A 17,002-nucleotide genomic window follows, 5' to 3' on the forward strand; every position below is an offset into this window, starting at 1 on the left:
AAGGGGACTGCACTCGTGTCCCCTATTTCACCAGTTCGCACCCACCTTCCGCGAGCGGACGAAACGCCTGGTCCGCGGGAATCGTCGACACCAGCTTGTAATAGTCATACGGATATTTCGACTCGTCCGGCTTCTTCACCTCGAACAGGTACATCGGGTGCACGACGCGGCCGTCCTGGCGAATGGCAGTGTCGCCGAACAATTTGTCCTTGCCCCTAAACTTCTTCATCTCGGGCACGACGTTCTTGGCGTTGTCGCTGCCGGTGGCGGCGACGGCGTTGAGATAAGCGAGCGTCGAGGCATAGACGCCGGCCTGGTTGCCGCTCGGCATCTTGCCGTTCATGCCGGGGCGCGCGGCGAACCGCTTGGCGAACGCGCGGGTGTCCTCGTTCATGTCCCAGTAGAACGCTTCCATGAGTTGAAGGCCCTGGGCGACCTTGATGCCCATGCCGTGTACGTCGTTGATGAAGAGCAGGAAGGCGACGAGCTTCTGGCCGCTCTGCTGGATGCCGAACTCGGCGGCCTGCTTCACCGCGTTGATGGTGTCGCCGCCGGCATTGGCAAGGCCGATCACCTGCGCTTTTGAGCTCTGCGCCTGCAACAGGAAGGACGCGAAATCGGAGGTGCCGAGCGGATGCTTGGACGAGCCCAGCACCTTGCCGCCATGTCCCTCGATGTATTTCTGCGCCTCCGCCTCGATACCCTTGCCGAGCGCATAGTCGACCGTCAGGAAATACCAATCCTTGCCGCCGCGAGACATCATCGCGGCCGCCGTGGTGTTGCCGGTGGCCCAGGCATCGTTGACCCATTGGATGGTATTCGGCGAGCACGCCTTGCCGGTGAGGTCCGAACTTGCGGTCGACGACGCCAGGAAGGTCATGCGGCTGTCGCGCAGCAGTGAATTGATGGACAGGCCGACGGCCGAGTTCGGCACGTCGACGATCGCGTCGACGCCTTCCACATCGAGCCATTTGCGCGCGATCGCGTTGCCGACATCGGCCTTGTTCTGGTGATCGGCATAGACGATCTCGACCTTGATGCCCTTGCCACCGCCGTTGAAATCCTCCGCCGCCATGCGCGCGGCCTCGACCGAGCCCATGCCGTTGGTGTCCTGGAAAATGCCGGAGATGTCGTTGAGCACGCCGACGCGCACGACATTGTCCGATATCTGGGCGCTCGCCGCGCCGGTCATCAGGCTCGCGGCCAATGCGAGCGTCCACTTCAGTTGTTTCATCATTCCCTCCCCTGTTGGATGTGTTGTCACACCGATCGTTACCGGTGCAGCTCGGACGTCACTTGCCGCTTCAGACTTTTCGCTTCAGACTTGTCGTTCCGGTAATCGCAGCACGAGCCCGTCGAGCACGGGCGTGAGGTGGATCTGGCAGGACAGCCGGCTGTTCGGCCGCCGCTCGCTCGCGGTGCCGTCGAGCAGTGCATCCTCGTCGTCGGCGATGTCGGGCAGGCGTGCGAGCCAGGCGTCGTCGACATAGACGTGACAGGTCGCACACATGGCGTTGCCGCCGCATTCGGCGAGAATGCCATCGAGGCCGTGGCGCGTTGCGGCCTGCATGGCGCTCTCGCCGTCGCTGGCCTCGACGCGGTCGGACTTGCCGTCGGAATGGATGAAAGTGATGGCAGGCATGAAGATCCTCGTCAGGCCGGGGTGATGGTGACAGGCAGGCTATCGAGCCCGCGCAGCGTGTTGTTGAAGCGGCGCTTCGGCTCGCCCGTGATCTCGATCTTCGCAATGCGCCGCGCCAGCGCCGTCAGCATCACCTCGCCTTCGAGGCGGGCGACGAGCTGGCCGACGCACATGTGGATGCCGGAGCCGAAGCCGACATGGCCGGAAGTGCGGCGGCTGATGTCGTAGCTGTCGGGCTTGTCCCAGCGGCGGGGATCGCGATTGGCGGCGGCGAGGAACATCAAGACCTTCTCGCCCTCACCTATTCTGGCGCCTGAAAGCTCGACCTCCCGTGTCGTGGTGCGGAAGAAGGTCTGTACCGGGCTTTCGAAGCGCACGGCTTCTTCGAAGGCGCCGCGCGCGAGCGAAAGATCATCGCGCAGGCGCTGCCATTGATCCGGGAAGCGCGCGAGACAATAGACCGCGGCGCCAATGCCGTTGACGGTGGTGTCGAGGCCAGCGGACAGCAGCGACCGCACCAGCAGCGGCGCTTCGGTAGCTGTGATGGCTCCCTCGTCGACCTGCGCATGGATGCAAGCCCCGAAGCCGCCGGGCGCGAGATTCTCGCGCTGGCACTGCTCTGCGACATAGGCCTGATGCGGCGCCGAGCGCTCGATCGCCTCCTGGCGCAACTGGTTGGGCGGACCGAAGGCGTTGAACACCACGCTCGCATAGGGAATCAAATGCTCGCGTCCCTCCGGCTTCAGCCCAAGCGCATCCGGAAAGATCGAGAGCGGATAGGCTTCGGCGAGATCGGCGATCGCATCGAAGCTGCGCCTCTCCAGCAGCGCATCGACCCGCGCCTCGGCTGCGGCGGCAAAGCGATCGCGCACCTGTTTCATCACGGTCGGCGACAGCACCTTCGACAGCACGGCCCGGGTGCGGGTGTGCGCGGGCGGATCGGCTTCGAGGATGAGGCTCGGCGGCCGCCAAGGTGTCTCCTTCTTGAAGTCGGAGAGGCCGACGCCGCGGCTGGAGCAGAAGGTCGCGGGATCGTTCAGCACGGCGTGAACCTCGGCATATCGCGCCACGCCGTAGACGTTCCATTTGTCGAGATAGACCACCGGCCCGGCCTCCCGCAGCAGCTCGTGCGTCGGATAGGGGTCGGCAAAAAAGCTCATCGCGAAGGGGTCGACGTCGAGATGCGGAACGGACGCGACACCGGTTGATTCGGGGGAGCCGGATGTGGTCATGGGAGACCTCCCTCATTTTGATCTTGTGAAAGGGCGGCGCTTACCCTTAGGTCACGGGGTCCGCCGCAAGCCAGAAGCCCGACATGCCCGTGCCTTCGACCAGATCCCGCCCTAAGCCTGCGCCCGCTGACGTCGGACCGACGCTCGATCTCGATCGTTACGTCCCGGCGTTCGTCACCTTCATCGCCAACAAGCTCTCGAACAGCGCGACCGCGTTCTATCAGCGTGAATTCGGCGTCAACGTCACGGAATGGCGGATCATGTCGCTGCTCGCGATCGAACCCGGCATTCCCGCCTCGCGTATCTGCCAGGTCATCGGCTTCGACAAGGGACCGGTGAGCCGGACGCTCGCCGGGCTCGAGAAGCGCGGGCTGGTCGCGATCCGCACCGATCCGAACGATGGCCGCACCCATTCGATCTCGCTCACTGCGAAGGGCCGCACCACCCATGACAAGGTGATCGCCGCCGCGCTCGAGCGCGAGCGGCGTCTGTTGTCCTGCCTCAGCAAGGACGAGCGCGAAGTGCTCATCGACCTGCTGCGCCGGCTGCACGAAAATCTCGGCGCGGTGACCGGCGGCACCGAGACCTGACGGATCGCGCGCGGCGCGCAAACTCCCGTCGTTCCCGGTCATGCGCCGGCATTTGCCGGCGGCACCCCTTCTGCCGTGCATTGCTTCCTCCAGAAAAGAACGCAGCGGTTCGTCCGCCGTCATCTGTGTCTGGAACGGTTCGCATAAATTAGTTGCTTAGGCAACAAAAGAATCGGCAAGATAATGCGGCAGGGTCGTTGGCCTAACCCAGCCCTCATTCTCATGTCCCGGACGCGGCGCGGCATGAAATGACGCGACGCAGCGCCGGTACCCAGCAGCTATGTGCACGACGAGAGATGGGCCCCGCTCTGCAGCGCATCACTGCCTGCTGCGCTGCGTCCGGGGCACGAGAGCCGTTAAGGCGCCCCGGTTACAGCCCGATCCACTCACCCGACGCGTCATCATTCAGCCGCGCCACCGCATCGGCGCGGCGTGTCAACACGGCGCGCTGGTTGATGTAGCCTTTGTCGGTGATCTCGCCACCGTCGACGGAGGCCGGCTCCGCCAGCAGCAGCGCGCGTGTGGCATGGCCGGAGGAATTGCCACTCTGTTGCTTGAGCCTCGCCAGGCCTTGCGCGATCGCGGACCTGATCTTGTCATGTGCCAGCACCTCGCTCACAGCCGCCGTCTCGGGGAGACCGGCATGAGCGCGGCAGGCCGCGACGTTGGGGAATACCAGGAAGCGGACCTCATCGCCACCATGGCCGACAACGACGATGTCTTGCGCAAGCGGCGCCAATGCAGCGATGCCGGCGACACGCAACGTGCCGACACTGACCCAGGTGCCGGAATTGAGCTTGAAGTCCTCCGCGACGCGGCCATCGAAGAACAGGCCGCGCTCCGGTCTCTCCGGATCGGCAAGCTTCACGGCGTCGCCGATGAGATAGAAACCTTCTTCGTCGAACGCCTGCTTCGTCAGCTCCGGCGCCTTCCAGTAGCCGGGTGTCACGTTCGGCCCGCGCACGCGCACCTCCAGCTTGTCGCCGGAGGGGACGAGCTTGAGCTCCGTGCCGGGAATCGGCACACCGATATTGCCCGAGCGCTCTGCAAGAAAGTGGCAATCGGTCGCGAGCGGGGAGGTCTCGGTCGAGCCCCAGGCCGACACCATCGGCAACGCGCGGCCGACGGTCTCGATGGACAGCTGCTCCAGGGCGTCCCAGAGATTTTGCGGCAATGCCGCACCGGCATAGAAGGCGAACTTCACCTCGCCGAAGAAGCGGCGGCGCAGTTCCTCATCGCCGCGCAGCGCCGCGACCAGCATGTCGAAGCCGCGCGGTACGTTGAAATAGACCGTCGGCATCACGCTTTTCAGGTTGGCGAGCGAGGTCGCGAACAGGCCCGGAGCAGGCTTGCCGCCGTCGATATAGAGCGCACCGCCGTTGCGCAGCACGAGGTTGAAATTATGGTTGGCGCCGAAGGTGTGGCTCCAAGGCAACCAGTCGAGGATCACGAGATCGCCACGGCCCGGCGCCAGGAATGTCCAGGTCTGCGCCTTGGCCTGCTGGCTCGACGTCAACATGCGCTGGGTGTTGATGACCGCCTTGGGCGTGCCGGTCGAGCCCGAGGTGAACAGGAATTTCGCGATCGTATCCGGCGTTATCGCGGCGAAGGCCTTTGCGACCTCAGCCGTTTCAGGCGTTGCCGAGACATCACGGAAAGCAAGCGCATCGGCATCGCCGGCCTTACCGCTGATGATCTGCGCATTGTGCAGCGGCCTGATCGCGTTTAGCGCCGCGGCAAATGGCTTGGTCGCGGAGACATAGATCGCGCCGGGCTGAAGCAGCGAGATCATGCTTTTGAGCTTGTCGAAATCCTTCGACATCAGCGAGTAGGCCGGCGAGATCGCGGCAGAGGGAACGCCGACGTGCTGGGCGGCCAGCGCGAGCAAGGCGTGATCGATGCTGTTGTCGGAGAGGATGACGACGGGGCGCTCGGCGCTGAGGTTCTGCGCCAGCATCCAGGACGCCGTGGCGCGGACCCGCCGCAGGGCACCCGCGTAGGTCATGGTGGCCCAGGGCGCATCGACACCGTCCCGCTCGGCGAGAAAGATCGCATCAGGCGTTTGCCGCGCCCATTGCTCGAGCCAGTCGCCGATGCAGCGTGCACTCTCGCCGAGCGGCTCGGGTGAGCGCAGCACGATGCTGCCGTCGGCGCGGTGCTCCGCGATGGTTCTCGGCGTTGCGAACAGGCCTGCAACGTCACCGCGTGACGCGGATCTCATGGTTTCCTCCTCGCCCGGACTCCGGATCGGCCGCAGCCTCGTCCCGGGCTGCTTCGGCCATAATGTTGGGCACGGCAATTGTTGTCGTCAACAACAATCTTTCGCCCCGCCCGTCGAGGCGCTAAGGTCGGCGAAGGAGACACGATGTGACAAGCAGCGCAGCCCGGACGTCCCCACGCAACGGCGCCGGCAACGGGAAGGCACCGCGGAATGACGCCGACGAAGTCGGCCTCGACGCGCTGGTCGGGCACGCCGGGTATGCGGTGCGCCGCTTCCAGATCTGGATCTTCCAGGATTTCATCAAGACGCTGGGCGCGGTCGATATCCGGCCGACGCAATATTCGGTGCTGACGGTGATCGGCGCCAATCCGGGCTTGTCGCAGATGGCGGTGGCCAAGCGCCTCGGCATCGAGCGGGCCCGGCTGGTGCATCTGCTCGACAGCCTCGAGCAGCGCAAATATGTCAAGCGGATCAAGTCGAAGACCGACCGGCGCTCACACGCGCTGCACCTCACGGCGCAGGGTGAGACGGCACTAGCCAGGTTCAAGCACCTCGCCGCGGAACACGAGCGGAATGTCGAGGCCAGGATCGGCCGGGAGAACCGGCAGCAGCTGCTCCGGATCCTCGCCGACTTCACCTGACACAGACTGCTCGTAATTTGGGCAAATGCCTGTAACCGAGCGTCTGCGCTCGGCCTTATGGCCCTGCCAAGCCATTGATCAAATTATGGTATTGAGAACGGCTGGCTGCCGCCAGAACTGTACACAATGGCACATCGCTTGCTTCAATCCGGGTGAGGACATGAATGCCGGAGTTTTGTCGCCATGGGGGCTGAGCAGCCTGAAACGATCGCCGCGATTGTGGCCGCGCATCGCGCGGGCACGTTGACGCCGGCGCAGACGGTCGCACGCAGCTATCAGCGCATCCGCGACCACAACGATCCCGCAACCTTCATCAGCCTGCGCGACGAGACGGACGCGATTGCGGAGGCCGAGAGACTTGCCGCGCGCGCCGATGCCGCGAGCCTGCCGCTCTATGGCGTCCCGGTCGCGGTGAAGGACAATATCGACGCGCTGGGCTTTCCGACCACCGCAGCCTGCCCGGCCTTCTCCTACACGCCGACGCGGGATTCCACCGCCGTGGCGCGCCTGCGCACCGCGGGCGCGATCATCATCGGCAAGACCAATCTCGACCAGTTCGCGACCGGCCTCGTCGGCGTCCGCTCACCTTACGGCATTCCCAGGAACTCGATACGCGACGATCTCATTCCCGGCGGCTCGAGCTCGGGCTCGGCGGTCGCCGTCGGCGCGGGCCTGGTGCCGCTCTCGCTCGGCACCGACACCGCCGGCAGCGGCCGCGTGCCGGCGATGCTCAACAACATCGTCGGGCTGAAGCCGAGCCTCGGCATGATCTCGACCACGGGCCTCGTGCCCGCGTGCCGCACGCTCGACTGCATCTCGGTGTTTGCCTTGACGGTCGATGACGCCGCGCTTGCGCTGTCGGTGATGGCGGGACCCGACGAGGCCGATCCGTTCTCGCGCGAGCGGCCGCTTCAGCCGATCACGCCGTTCCCTCAGAACTTGCGCCTCGGCGTGCCCAGGAGCGGACAACTGATCTTCTTCGGCGACAAGAAGGCGGAAGCTGCCTATGCCGATGCGCTGAAGCGCTGGACGGCGCTCGGCGCAAAGCTGGTCGAGTTCGATCTCGAGCCGTTCTATGAGACGGCGCGGCTGCTCTATGAAGGGCCGTGGGTGGCCGAGCGATATCTCGTGATCAAGGATCTGCTGGCGTCCGCACCTGACGCGATTCATCCGGTGACGCGCGAGATCACCGCGGCCGGCGCGCGGCTGACCGCTGCGGACACCTTCGCGGCGCTTTATCGTCTGCAGGGCCTGCGCAAGATCGCCGAGCGGACGTTTGCTGATATCGACGCGCTGGTGCTGCCGACGGCGCCGACCGCCTATACGACCGCGCAGGTGCTGGCCAATCCGATCGAGCTCAACAGCCGGCTCGGCACCTATACCAATTTCGTCAATTTGCTCGATCTCTGCGGACTTGCGATACCGGCGTCGATGCGTGCGGACGGCATTCCGTTCGGCGTCACGCTACTCGCGCCCGCAGGACACGACGCGCTGCTCGCCAGCATCGGCCGCGTGTTCCATGCCGATACGAAGCTGCGTCTTGGGGCCAAGGGCGCGGCGCAGGCACCGCTCGCGCCGCTTCCCGCAAACAGCAGCGAGGAGATTCCGATTGCAGTGGTCGGCGCGCATCTGTCCGGCATGGTGCTGAACGGAGAATTGACGGCACTGAACGCAAGCCTGATCGAAGCAACGAGAACCGCGCCGGACTACAAGCTCTTTGCGCTCAACACCACGCCGCCGAAGCCGGGCATGCTGCGCGTCGAAGCCGGCAAGGGCGCGGCGCTCGAACTGGAGATCTGGTCACTGTCGCCCTCCGCCTTCGGCAAGTTCGTGAACGCGATCCCAGCGCCGATGGCGATCGGGACGATACGACTCGCGGATGGCCGCAGCGTGAAGGGGTTTCTCGTCGAGCCGGAAGTGCTGGACGAAGCGCGGGATATCACGGCGTATGGCGGCTGGCGGAAGTATATGGCGGAGAGGGCAAAGGGGTAAGTCTCGTGTCCCGGGCGCAGCGCATCACGCAGTGGTGCGCTGCTGAATCGGGACCCATGGAACGACTTGCGAGACGGATAGATGGGTCCCGGCTCTGCGGAGCAGCGCTACGCGCTGCACCGCGTCCGGGACACGGATACCGCCCTACACCGACACTGCGTAGATCTCGTACTCCCCGCGCACCAGCTCGATGTGCGCGCGCATCGCGGCTGCCGCGCCCTGCTTGTCGCCGCGCATGATGGCGACGACGACGCGGTCGTGCTCGGCCTGCGATTTGGCGAGTCGGCCGAGATTGCGGAACTGGGCGCGACGGAACGGCTGCACGCGAACGCGCGTCGCCAGCGTGATCTCGGCGATGTAGCCGTTCTGCGAGCCCGCATAGATCGCGTTGTGGAAGCGCTCGTTGACCTCGTGGAAACGCTCGGGATTGCCGGCATGGCTCAGCACCCGGAGCTCTTCGTGAATCGCTTCCAGGCCATGGCGCTCCGCGGCGGACATGCGCTCGGCGGCAAGGCCGGCGCACAGCGCCTCGAGCTCGGCCATCGCCTCGAACATGCTGGTGAGACGCTGGATCGAGGGCTGCGCCACCACGGCGCCGCGATGCGCGCGCGCCTCGACGAGGCCGCTGGCGACCAGCTGGCGCAGCGCCTCGCGTACCGGCGTACGCGAGACGCTGAAGCGCCGGGCGATGTCGGTCTCGTCCAGCGGCGCGCCGGGCGCCAGGGTTCCGCGCACGATCTCGTCGGCGAGTTGAAGCCGCAGCTCCTCGGCGCGCGTGACCTTGTGCAGGCTGGGTTGCGCGCGGTCGACCCGTGGCACCACCGGCTCGGCCGGCAGCGTCCCGGGCGGAAGATCGTCAAGCGTCATACGGTCAGGTCTCTTTCGACTCGTCGATGATGCTGACATGGGCGGCGACGACGCGCCAGCCCTCCGGGAAGCGTATCCAGGTCTGCATCTGCCGGCCGACCTTGCCGGGCGCGGTGTCGCGATAGAACAGGGTGGAGGCCACGGCCGTGTCGCGACCGTAGCTCGATATCACGGTCTTCGCCGTGCGACGGTTCAGCCCGACCGGCGAGCGGCTGGCGCGAAAGCCGGAGATTGCCTCGTAGCCATAGAGGTTCTCACCGATGCCGTAGCGTATCGTGCGGGGATCGTTGCGGAAGAGCTCGCCGAGCACCGCGACGTCGTTGCTGACGAGGGCCTGCTCATAGCGATCGAATGCGGCTTTGACTTCCGCGATGACGTCGGGGAGATCGATCTCCATCTCATAATCCTCTTGGCGCGGGCGCGGCAACGACGCCCATCTGTTCCAGTGCATAGGCAACGCGCAGCGCGATGTCCTCGCGCCAGGGCGCGGCGATGATCTGCACGCCGATCGGTAGCGGCTCGAGCGGCACCGGCACCGCCACCACCGGCAGGCCGACGAACGAGATCGGCTGGGTGTGGATGCCGATATTGGCGCGCACCGGCAGCTCGACGCCGTCGAGCGTGAAATTCACCTGGCCGAGCTTCGGCGCAGTGCAGGGCGTTGCCGGCGCGAGCAGCACGTCGACCGACCTGAATATCTCGGCGAGCTGCGCGCGATACCAGCGGCGGAATTTCTGGGCGCGGTCGACCAGTGGCGCCGGCACCATGGCGCCGGCGATCAGCCGGTCGCGCACGGCCGGATCGAAATCGTTCGGGCGTTTGCGCAGGCGATCGAGATGCAGCGAAGCGCCCTCCGTCGTGGTGATGACGTAAGCCGCGGCGCGAGCGCGCGAGGCCTCCGGCACGTCGACGATTTTTGTCACACCGAGCGCCTTGGCGACACGACTCACGGCCTCCACCGCTTCCGGAAATACGTTGTTCTGGAAGTGCCCGCCGGCAATGGCGATGCGCAGATCCGAAACCGGATTGGCGATCAGCGGCAGCGTCGGCTCCAGCCCGCGCGTCGTGAAGGCGCCGTCGTCGGCATCCGGCCCCTGCATCGCGTCATAGGCGAGCGCGAGGTCGGTGACGGAGCGCGCCAGCGGCCCGAGATGATCAAGGCTCGCCACGAACGGAAACGAGCGCGCCCGCGATAGGCGGCCATAGGTCGGCTTCAGGCCGAAGATGCCGCAGAAGGAGGACGGCACGCGGATCGATCCGTTGGTGTCCGATCCCAGCGCGATCGGTACCAGCGCGCCGCCGACGGCGCTGCCCGAACCGCCGGATGAGCCGCCGGTCATGTGCGTCGTATCATGTGGATTGCGCGAGGGACCGTCATGGACGTTCTCGCCGGTGAAGTCATAGGCGTATTCGCCCATGTTGAGCGCGCCGACCAGCACGGCGCCGGCGGCCTCCATTTTCTCGATCAGCGTGGCGTCACGCTTGGCGGGCGCGAGATCGCGATTGATCTTGGAGCCGGCGCGCGTGGAGAGGCCGGCGACATCGAACAGGTTCTTCACCGCAAAGGGCACGCCGGCGAGCGGGCCGACTTCCTTTCTCGCCGCGATGTCGGCATCGATCGCGCGCGCTTTGGCGCGGGCGCGATCGGCGGTGACGTCGGTGAAGGAATTGAGGACACCGTCGTGCTGCTCGATGCGCGCGAGTGCGGCTTCGGTGGCATCGAGCGCGGACATCTTGCGGGTCGCGACCGCTTTCGCGATCTCGGCAGCATTCATCTCTGGCTTGGCGGTCATGGCAGCATCAGACCGTGAAGATCGGCGCCGGCTCGGTCTCGTCCGGCAGCGCGAATTCGTCGACGAGCCGGGCGAGCCGCAGCGAGACCTCGAGGTTGGCGCGCACCGCGGGCCTCCAGCCGTCCTCGACCGGCAGCGCCAGGGCTTTCGATACTGCGTCGATATAGTCGTCCAGGGATTCGGCCATCACGCTCTCAAGCTGATCTCAGTGCATCTGCAACGGCGGATGCGGGATCGCCGTCAGCAGCTCCTTGGTGTAGTCGTCCTTGGGATCGCTGAGCACCTGTTCGGAGGAGCCCTCCTCGACGATCCGTCCGGTCCGCATCACAATGACACGATCGCACAACAAGCGCACCACATTCAAATCATGCGAGACGAACAGATAGCTCATACCTAGCCGCTGCTTGAGATCCTGCAGCAGGTTGAGCACCACGGCCTGCACCGAGACGTCCAGCGCCGCAGTCGGCTCGTCCAGGATGACGAGCTTTGGATGCAGTGCGATGGCGCGGGCGATGCCGACGCGCGCCTTCTGGCCGCCGGACAATTGATGCGGGAAGCGGTCGAGCAGGTTGTGCGGCAGGCCGACCATGGTGGCCAGTTCCTCGCAGCGGGCGCGCAGCGCTTCGCGGCCCTTGATGTCACCGAGTTGCAGAATCGGATCGGCAATGGCGCGCGCGGCGGTGAAGCGCGGGTTGAGGCTGTCGGTCGGGTCCTGGAACACCATCTGGATGCGGCTGCGCTGCGGCAGCCGGGCGAACGACGCAGGCGCGATGCCCGAGATGTCCTCGCCGTCGAACTGGATCAGGCCCGAGGTCTGGTCGAGCAGGCGCATCACCATCATCGACGTCGTCGATTTGCCGCAGCCGGATTCGCCGACGAGGCCGACGCTCTCGCCGTGACCAATGGAGAAGCTGATGCCGTCGACGGCGCGGAACACATCCGGCTCCACGGGCGGCTTGCGGCCGAACAGTTTTCCGAGCACGGCGGTGGCGCCCTGGCGGGGATATTCCTCCACGAGCTTGTCGACGAGGAGGAGGGGTTTCTCGTCACCCCCGGGCTTGCCCCGGGGGTCCATCGATCGAGAGGAGTCTTGCGAGGCGTGATGGATGGCCGGGTCAAGCCCGGCCATGACGGATGCGGGTTGGCGCGCGCCCTCTTCCTCCGGCAGCAGATCGCGCAAGTTCACACCAAGCCGCGGCGTCGCGCGCATCAGCTTCTTGGTGTAGGGGTGCTGCGGGTTCGCGAAGATGTCGGCCGCCTTCGCGGTCTCGACCACGCGGCCCTTCTCCATCACGACGACGCGGTCGCAATAGGCCGCGGCAAGGCCAAGGTCATGCGTGATCAGGATCGTCGACATCGCGCGGCGCTTGGTCAGCTCGACGATCAGATCCATCACCGCCTTCTGCGTGGTGACGTCGAGGCCGGTGGTCGGCTCGTCCGCGATCAGCAGCTGCGGATTGCAGGCGAGCGCGAGCGCGATCACGACCCGCTGGCACATGCCGCCGGACAGCTCGAACGGATAGGCGTGGTAGCGCTCGCGGGGGCGGGCGATCTTGACCTGCTCCAGCGCCTCGATCGCCTTCTCGCCGTGATCCTTGACCTGGGCCTGCTGCACATGGGTGCGCAGCACGTCCTCGATCTGGTCGCCGACTTTCCGGATCGGGTTGAGGGCCGCGCGCGGGTTCTGGAAGATCATCGAGACCTCGCGGCCGCGCAGGTCGCGCATCTGGTCTTCAGTCGCGGCCTTGACGTCGATGCCGGAGAACATCACCGAGCCCTCGGCAATCTTGCCGGCCCGGTCGAGGATGCGCATCACCGCATAGGACGTCACCGACTTGCCGGAGCCGGACTCCCCGACGATGGCCAGCGTCTCGCCCTTGGCGACGGAGATGTTGACGTGTTGCACGGCCTTGACGATGCCGCGGCGGGTGGTGAATTCGACCGTGAGATCCCGGACGTCGAGCAGGGGCTGGGCGGTCATGCCGGCCTCCCGGCCTTCGCGAGGTCGAAAACAACCCCATGCACAGTAGAGATGACACTGAAATCATTGGAGAATTTTTGAAGGATCTTTGAGGGAGGCCGCGCCTCCTCACGCCCGAAATGCTGGAGTTCGAACCCGACCACCATCACGTCCTCCGCTGGGGATCGACGATGTCGCGCAGGCCGTCGCCGAGGAGGTTGAAGCAGAACACGGCGATCATCAGAGCAAGGCCCGGGAATAGCGCGATCCACCATTCGCCTGACACCATGAAGCCGGCGCCTTCGGCGACCATGATGCCCCATTCGGCGGTGGGCGGACGGACGCCGAGGCCGATGAAGGACAAGCCTGCGGCGTTGAGGATGGCGTAGCCCATGGTCAGCGACATCTGCACGACCATGATCGGCATGATGTTCGGCAAAATGTGCACCAGGAGGATGCGGAATTCGCCGTTGCCCGACAGGCGCGCGGCCTGCACGAAGCCGGCATTGCGGCGGACATTGGCCTCGGCGCGCGCGACGCGGGCATAGAGCGGAAAATTCACGATGGCGGTGGCCAGGATGATGTTCTGCACGGTGTTGCCGAGGGCGGCGACGATGCCCATGGCGAGCACGAACAGCGGGAACGCCATGATGGTGTCGGCGATGCGCCCGACGATGCGATCGGTCCAGCCGCCGAAATAGCCCGCGGCGATGCCGGCAAGGCCGCCCATCAGGAACACTAGTGCGACCGAGGCGATCGCGATGAAGAAATCCAGCCGCGTTGCAACGATGACGCGGCTGAAAATGTCGCGGCCCAATTGGTCGGTGCCGAACCAGTGCGCCGCCGACGGCGGCTGCAGGGTTGCAGCGGTGTCGGAGGCGAGCGGATCGTAGGGCACCACGTAGGGACCGAAGATCGCCGCGAACACGATGATCAGGAGCAGCGCGAAGGCAAAGCCCGTGACCTTGTTCTCGCTGAGCACATAGCGGGTCTGTTCGAGGATCGCAGACAGCCCGGACGTACGGGCAGGACCGACGGGTTCAACGGCAGGCGCAACGGAGCTCATTTGATCCCCCTAGCCTTCAAGTCTGACGCGCGGATCGATCACGCCGTAGAGGATGTCGATCACGAGGTTGAGCAGCACGTACATCACTGCCATGGTGAGCACGAAACCTTGCACCGGCGCGAAGTCCGACGAGATCAGTGCTTCCACCGCGTAGGAGCCGATGCCGGGCCAGGCGAACACCTTCTCCACCAGCACGTTGGCGCCCAGCAGGAACGAGAACACCATGCTGAGTGTGGTGATGACCGGCAGCATGGCGTTACGGAAGGCGTAGGTGACGATCACGGTCGACGGCGACAGGCCGCTGGCCCGGGCCGTTCGTACGAATTCCGATCCGAGCACCGCCAGCATCGAGGCGCGCGTCATGCGTGCGATCGGCGCCAGCGAGAAGATCGCGAGCGAGGTCGCGGGCAAAATGAGCTGGCTCAGGGCCGAGCGGAACGCCTCGACGTCGCGGGCGATCAGGGTGTCGATCAGATAGAAGCCGGTGACGGTCGGCGGCGCGCTGTAGAACACGTCGAGACGGCCGAGCGGCGCCGGCGACCAGCCGAGGCGGAAATAGAATACGTAGACCAGCACGAGGCCGGTGAAGAACACGGGCAGCGACACGCCGGCCGTGGTCGTGACGCGGCAGAGATGGTCGATCCATGATCCCGGCCGGGTCGCTGCGAGCACGCCGAGCGGAATGGCGATGACGATCGAGACGAAGAGACCGAGCAGGGTCAGCTCGGCGGAGGCCGGCAGGCGATTGCGGATCTCGGTCGCCACCGGCTGGCCGGTCGTGAGCGAGTTGCCGAAATCGCCATGGGCGAGATCGTTGGTGTAGCGGAAGAACTGCTCGATCAGCGGCCTGTCGAGCCCGAGCTTCTTGCGGATCTGCTCGACGGCTTCCTTGGTCGCAGCGGGCCCGGCGAAATAGGCGGCGGGATCACCAGGCAGCGCGCGCGTCAGCAGGAAGGTGACAATGACGACGCCGATCAGCGAGGGAATCGCGAACATCAGACGCTTGCCGATCATCGTCAGCATGGGGTGCTCCTGATGTGGGAATGAGATTGCGCCCCGCACTCCGCTGCGCCCCCTCTCCCCTTGTGGGAGAGGGTTGGGGTGAGGGGTAGCCGCAAGCGAGGTCTGAGTTCGTGGCTACCCCTCACCCGTCTCGCCGCTACGCGGCGAGCCACCCTCTCCCACAAGGGGAGAGGGTAAGAGAGAGCTGTGCTCACCTCACCCATGACTCGTCACCCCTTCGCCATTGCGCGGTAATCCAGCCTCCGATGGAACCAATACTGATAGCCCGAGATGTTCTTCTGCATCGCGACGTTGACGAAGGGCTGGTACAGCGGGATGCGCGGGATGTCGGTGAAGGCGAGATCGACGAAGCCCTTCACGTCCTTGTCGTAGGCCGCGGTGTCGCCGGTGGCGGCGGCCGTGCGCGCGCCGTCGATGAGCTTGTCCATCTCCGCCGACTTGTAGCTCATGGTGTTGAAGACGGAATTGTTGCCGTGATAGCACCAGTAGAAGAAGTACTCGGGGTAATCGAGCCAGCCCGAGAACACGTTGGTGAAGAGCGGCATCTCCTTCTTGTTGAGCTCGGTGCGCCAGTTGGCGCCGGGCACCTTGTTGATGGTGGTCTTGATGCCGAGCTGGGCGAGGCTCTCCTGCACGAGCACGCAAAGCGGCTCGTTGACGCCGGCAAAGTTGAGGTCGAACGAGATCGTGGTCTCGAAGCCGTTGGCGTAGCCGGCTTCGGCCAGCAGCGCCTTCGCCTTCGCCATGTCGGTGTTGTATTTGTGCGGCTGCGGCCAGGCGACTTCCGTGGCCTTGTCCGCGGGCGCACCGAACATGGGATTGCCGAGCCCGAACAGCACGGCGTCCATGATCTTCTGGTACGGCAGCGCATAGGCGACGGCCTGGCGCACCTTCGGATTGTCGAAGGGCGGCTTGGTCACGTTCATGCCGATATATTGGATGCCGTTGGAGAAGGGCAGCGAAACCACGTTGAGCTTGCCGTTCGCCTTCATCTCTTGGAAATCCTTGAACGGCAGCTCATAGGAGATGTCGGCGTCGCCGCGCTCGAGCAGCGCGCGCCGGTTGCCGGCCTGCGGCACCATGCGCCAGATCACGCGCTTGATCTTGGGCAGGGGCCCGCCGACCCAATCGTCGTTGCGCTCCATCACCACTTCAGTGCCGGCCGTCCACTTCGTCACCTTGTAGGCGCCGGAGCCCGCAGTCTGCTGCTTGGTGAATTCGAGACCCCAGGGATCCTTCTCGCTGGCGTGCTTCTTGACCAACTCGGAATTGACGACGCAGGGCACGATGACGGCGAGATCGGGAATCGTCAGCTTGTCCTTTTTGAGGAAGTCGACGCGCACGGTGTGGTCGTCGATCACGACGAACTGCTCGGGTTTCGTCAGCGAGCCCGCGCTCATCTGGAAGGTCGGGAAGCCACCGACGCTGACCGCGCGGTCGAGCGACCATTTCACGTCTTTCGCGGTAACAGGCGTGCCGTCGTGGAATTTGGCGTTCTTCTTCAGCTTGAAGGTGACCGACATGTCGTCGATCTTGAAGTCCTCAGCGAGCTCGCCCTTGAACTTGTCGCGGTCGTAATAGGGCACGCCGCCGGGGCCGGCCTTCATCTCGTGGCTGATCAGGCGATCGTAGCAATTCCAGGACACTTCATAGCCGGGCACGTTGGTGCCGATGCCATGGATGTCGAGATTGTTGGGGCCGCCTTCCGAGACGATCAGCAGCGTCTCCGAGCGGGCGTCGGCCTTGGCCGAGGAGATCACGGACGGCATGGCCGGAAGCGCCGCGCCAGCGGCCAATCCGGAAACGGACTTGAGGAAATCGCGGCGCTTCATGAAATCGCTCCAACACAAAGTTTTTGGTTGGAACCGGATTCGCAAGGTTCGTGCCAAGGTTAATGAAGCGCTACAAGACCTGTAAGGGGATGATATCGTTGTATTTTTTGGCGAGCCCCTGAAAACTAGGAAATGTGACTAGG

At 65.1% G+C, this 17,002-nt stretch carries 15 protein-coding genes; 3 read left to right on the top strand and 12 right to left on the bottom strand.

All coding sequences use genetic code 11. The features are described 5' to 3' along the window. Positions 1 to 22: 22 nt before the first annotated feature. The 3 genes from LPJ38_RS02275 to LPJ38_RS02285 all read right to left on the bottom strand — a co-directional run bounded on the left by LPJ38_RS02275 (position 23) and on the right by LPJ38_RS02285 (position 2,874). Positions 23 to 1,234: an ABC transporter substrate-binding protein gene (locus LPJ38_RS02275; protein WP_145638634.1), complete on the bottom strand. Its 1,212-nt coding sequence runs from the start codon at positions 1,232 to 1,234 to the stop codon at positions 23 to 25. Between the two features lie 84 nt (positions 1,235 to 1,318). Continuing rightward, entirely contained in the window at positions 1,319 to 1,642 is a 324-nt protein-coding gene (locus LPJ38_RS02280) for a 2Fe-2S iron-sulfur cluster-binding protein (protein WP_145638632.1), read from the bottom strand. An 11-nt stretch (positions 1,643 to 1,653) separates the two neighbouring features. Then, the gene (locus LPJ38_RS02285) at positions 1,654 to 2,874 is read right to left on the bottom strand and encodes a cytochrome P450 (RefSeq protein ID WP_145638630.1); all 1,221 of its coding nucleotides are present in this window, start codon (positions 2,872 to 2,874) and stop codon (positions 1,654 to 1,656) included. Between the two features lie 83 nt (positions 2,875 to 2,957). Between LPJ38_RS02285 and LPJ38_RS02290 the strand changes: the two genes are divergently transcribed. Next, positions 2,958 to 3,464 (top strand): MarR family winged helix-turn-helix transcriptional regulator, encoded by a 507-nt coding sequence (locus LPJ38_RS02290; RefSeq protein WP_145638628.1) that lies wholly within the window; start codon positions 2,958 to 2,960, stop codon positions 3,462 to 3,464. Between the two features lie 370 nt (positions 3,465 to 3,834). Here LPJ38_RS02290 and LPJ38_RS02295 read toward each other — a convergent pair whose 3' ends face one another. After that, entirely contained in the window at positions 3,835 to 5,685 is a 1,851-nt protein-coding gene (locus tag LPJ38_RS02295; RefSeq protein ID WP_167520618.1) for a feruloyl-CoA synthase, read from the bottom strand. 146 nt (positions 5,686 to 5,831) lie between these two features. Between LPJ38_RS02295 and LPJ38_RS02300 the strand changes: the two genes are divergently transcribed. Both LPJ38_RS02300 and atzF read left to right on the top strand, forming a co-directional pair. Beyond that, positions 5,832 to 6,326: a MarR family winged helix-turn-helix transcriptional regulator gene (locus tag LPJ38_RS02300; protein ID WP_145638624.1), complete on the top strand. Its 495-nt coding sequence runs from the start codon at positions 5,832 to 5,834 to the stop codon at positions 6,324 to 6,326. Positions 6,327 to 6,509: 183 nt separating this feature from the next. After that, positions 6,510 to 8,318: an allophanate hydrolase gene (gene atzF, locus LPJ38_RS02305; protein WP_145638622.1), complete on the top strand. Its 1,809-nt coding sequence runs from the start codon at positions 6,510 to 6,512 to the stop codon at positions 8,316 to 8,318. Positions 8,319 to 8,462: 144 nt separating this feature from the next. On the opposite strand, the gene LPJ38_RS02310 is transcribed toward atzF, so the two are convergent. The 8 genes from LPJ38_RS02310 to LPJ38_RS02345 all read right to left on the bottom strand — a co-directional run bounded on the left by LPJ38_RS02310 (position 8,463) and on the right by LPJ38_RS02345 (position 16,859). Next, positions 8,463 to 9,185: a GntR family transcriptional regulator gene (locus LPJ38_RS02310; protein ID WP_167520617.1), complete on the bottom strand. Its 723-nt coding sequence runs from the start codon at positions 9,183 to 9,185 to the stop codon at positions 8,463 to 8,465. 4 nt (positions 9,186 to 9,189) lie between these two features. Next, positions 9,190 to 9,582 (bottom strand): oxalurate catabolism protein HpxZ, encoded by a 393-nt coding sequence (hpxZ, locus tag LPJ38_RS02315; protein WP_145638619.1) that lies wholly within the window; start codon positions 9,580 to 9,582, stop codon positions 9,190 to 9,192. Position 9,583: 1 nt separating this feature from the next. Continuing rightward, positions 9,584 to 10,978, bottom strand: a complete 1,395-nt coding sequence (locus LPJ38_RS02320; RefSeq protein WP_167520616.1) for an AtzE family amidohydrolase — start codon at positions 10,976 to 10,978, stop codon at positions 9,584 to 9,586. Between the two features lie 7 nt (positions 10,979 to 10,985). Next, a complete protein-coding gene (locus LPJ38_RS02325) occupies positions 10,986 to 11,165 on the bottom strand; it encodes a DUF4089 domain-containing protein (protein ID WP_167520615.1) in 180 nt (59 codons plus the stop codon). A gap of 18 nt (positions 11,166 to 11,183) precedes the next feature. Beyond that, positions 11,184 to 12,959, bottom strand: a complete 1,776-nt coding sequence (locus LPJ38_RS02330) for a dipeptide ABC transporter ATP-binding protein (protein WP_145638615.1) — start codon at positions 12,957 to 12,959, stop codon at positions 11,184 to 11,186. Positions 12,960 to 13,104: 145 nt separating this feature from the next. Next, the gene (locus LPJ38_RS02335; protein ID WP_145638613.1) at positions 13,105 to 14,004 is read right to left on the bottom strand and encodes an ABC transporter permease; all 900 of its coding nucleotides are present in this window, start codon (positions 14,002 to 14,004) and stop codon (positions 13,105 to 13,107) included. A 9-nt stretch (positions 14,005 to 14,013) separates the two neighbouring features. Next, positions 14,014 to 15,027: an ABC transporter permease gene (locus LPJ38_RS02340; RefSeq protein WP_145638611.1), complete on the bottom strand. Its 1,014-nt coding sequence runs from the start codon at positions 15,025 to 15,027 to the stop codon at positions 14,014 to 14,016. Positions 15,028 to 15,236: 209 nt separating this feature from the next. Next, a complete protein-coding gene (locus tag LPJ38_RS02345) occupies positions 15,237 to 16,859 on the bottom strand; it encodes an ABC transporter substrate-binding protein (protein ID WP_145638609.1) in 1,623 nt (540 codons plus the stop codon). Between the last annotated feature and the right edge of the window lie 143 nt (positions 16,860 to 17,002).

The organism is Bradyrhizobium daqingense, assembly GCF_021044685.1.
GTDB classification, from domain to species: Bacteria; Pseudomonadota; Alphaproteobacteria; order Rhizobiales; family Xanthobacteraceae; genus Bradyrhizobium; species Bradyrhizobium daqingense.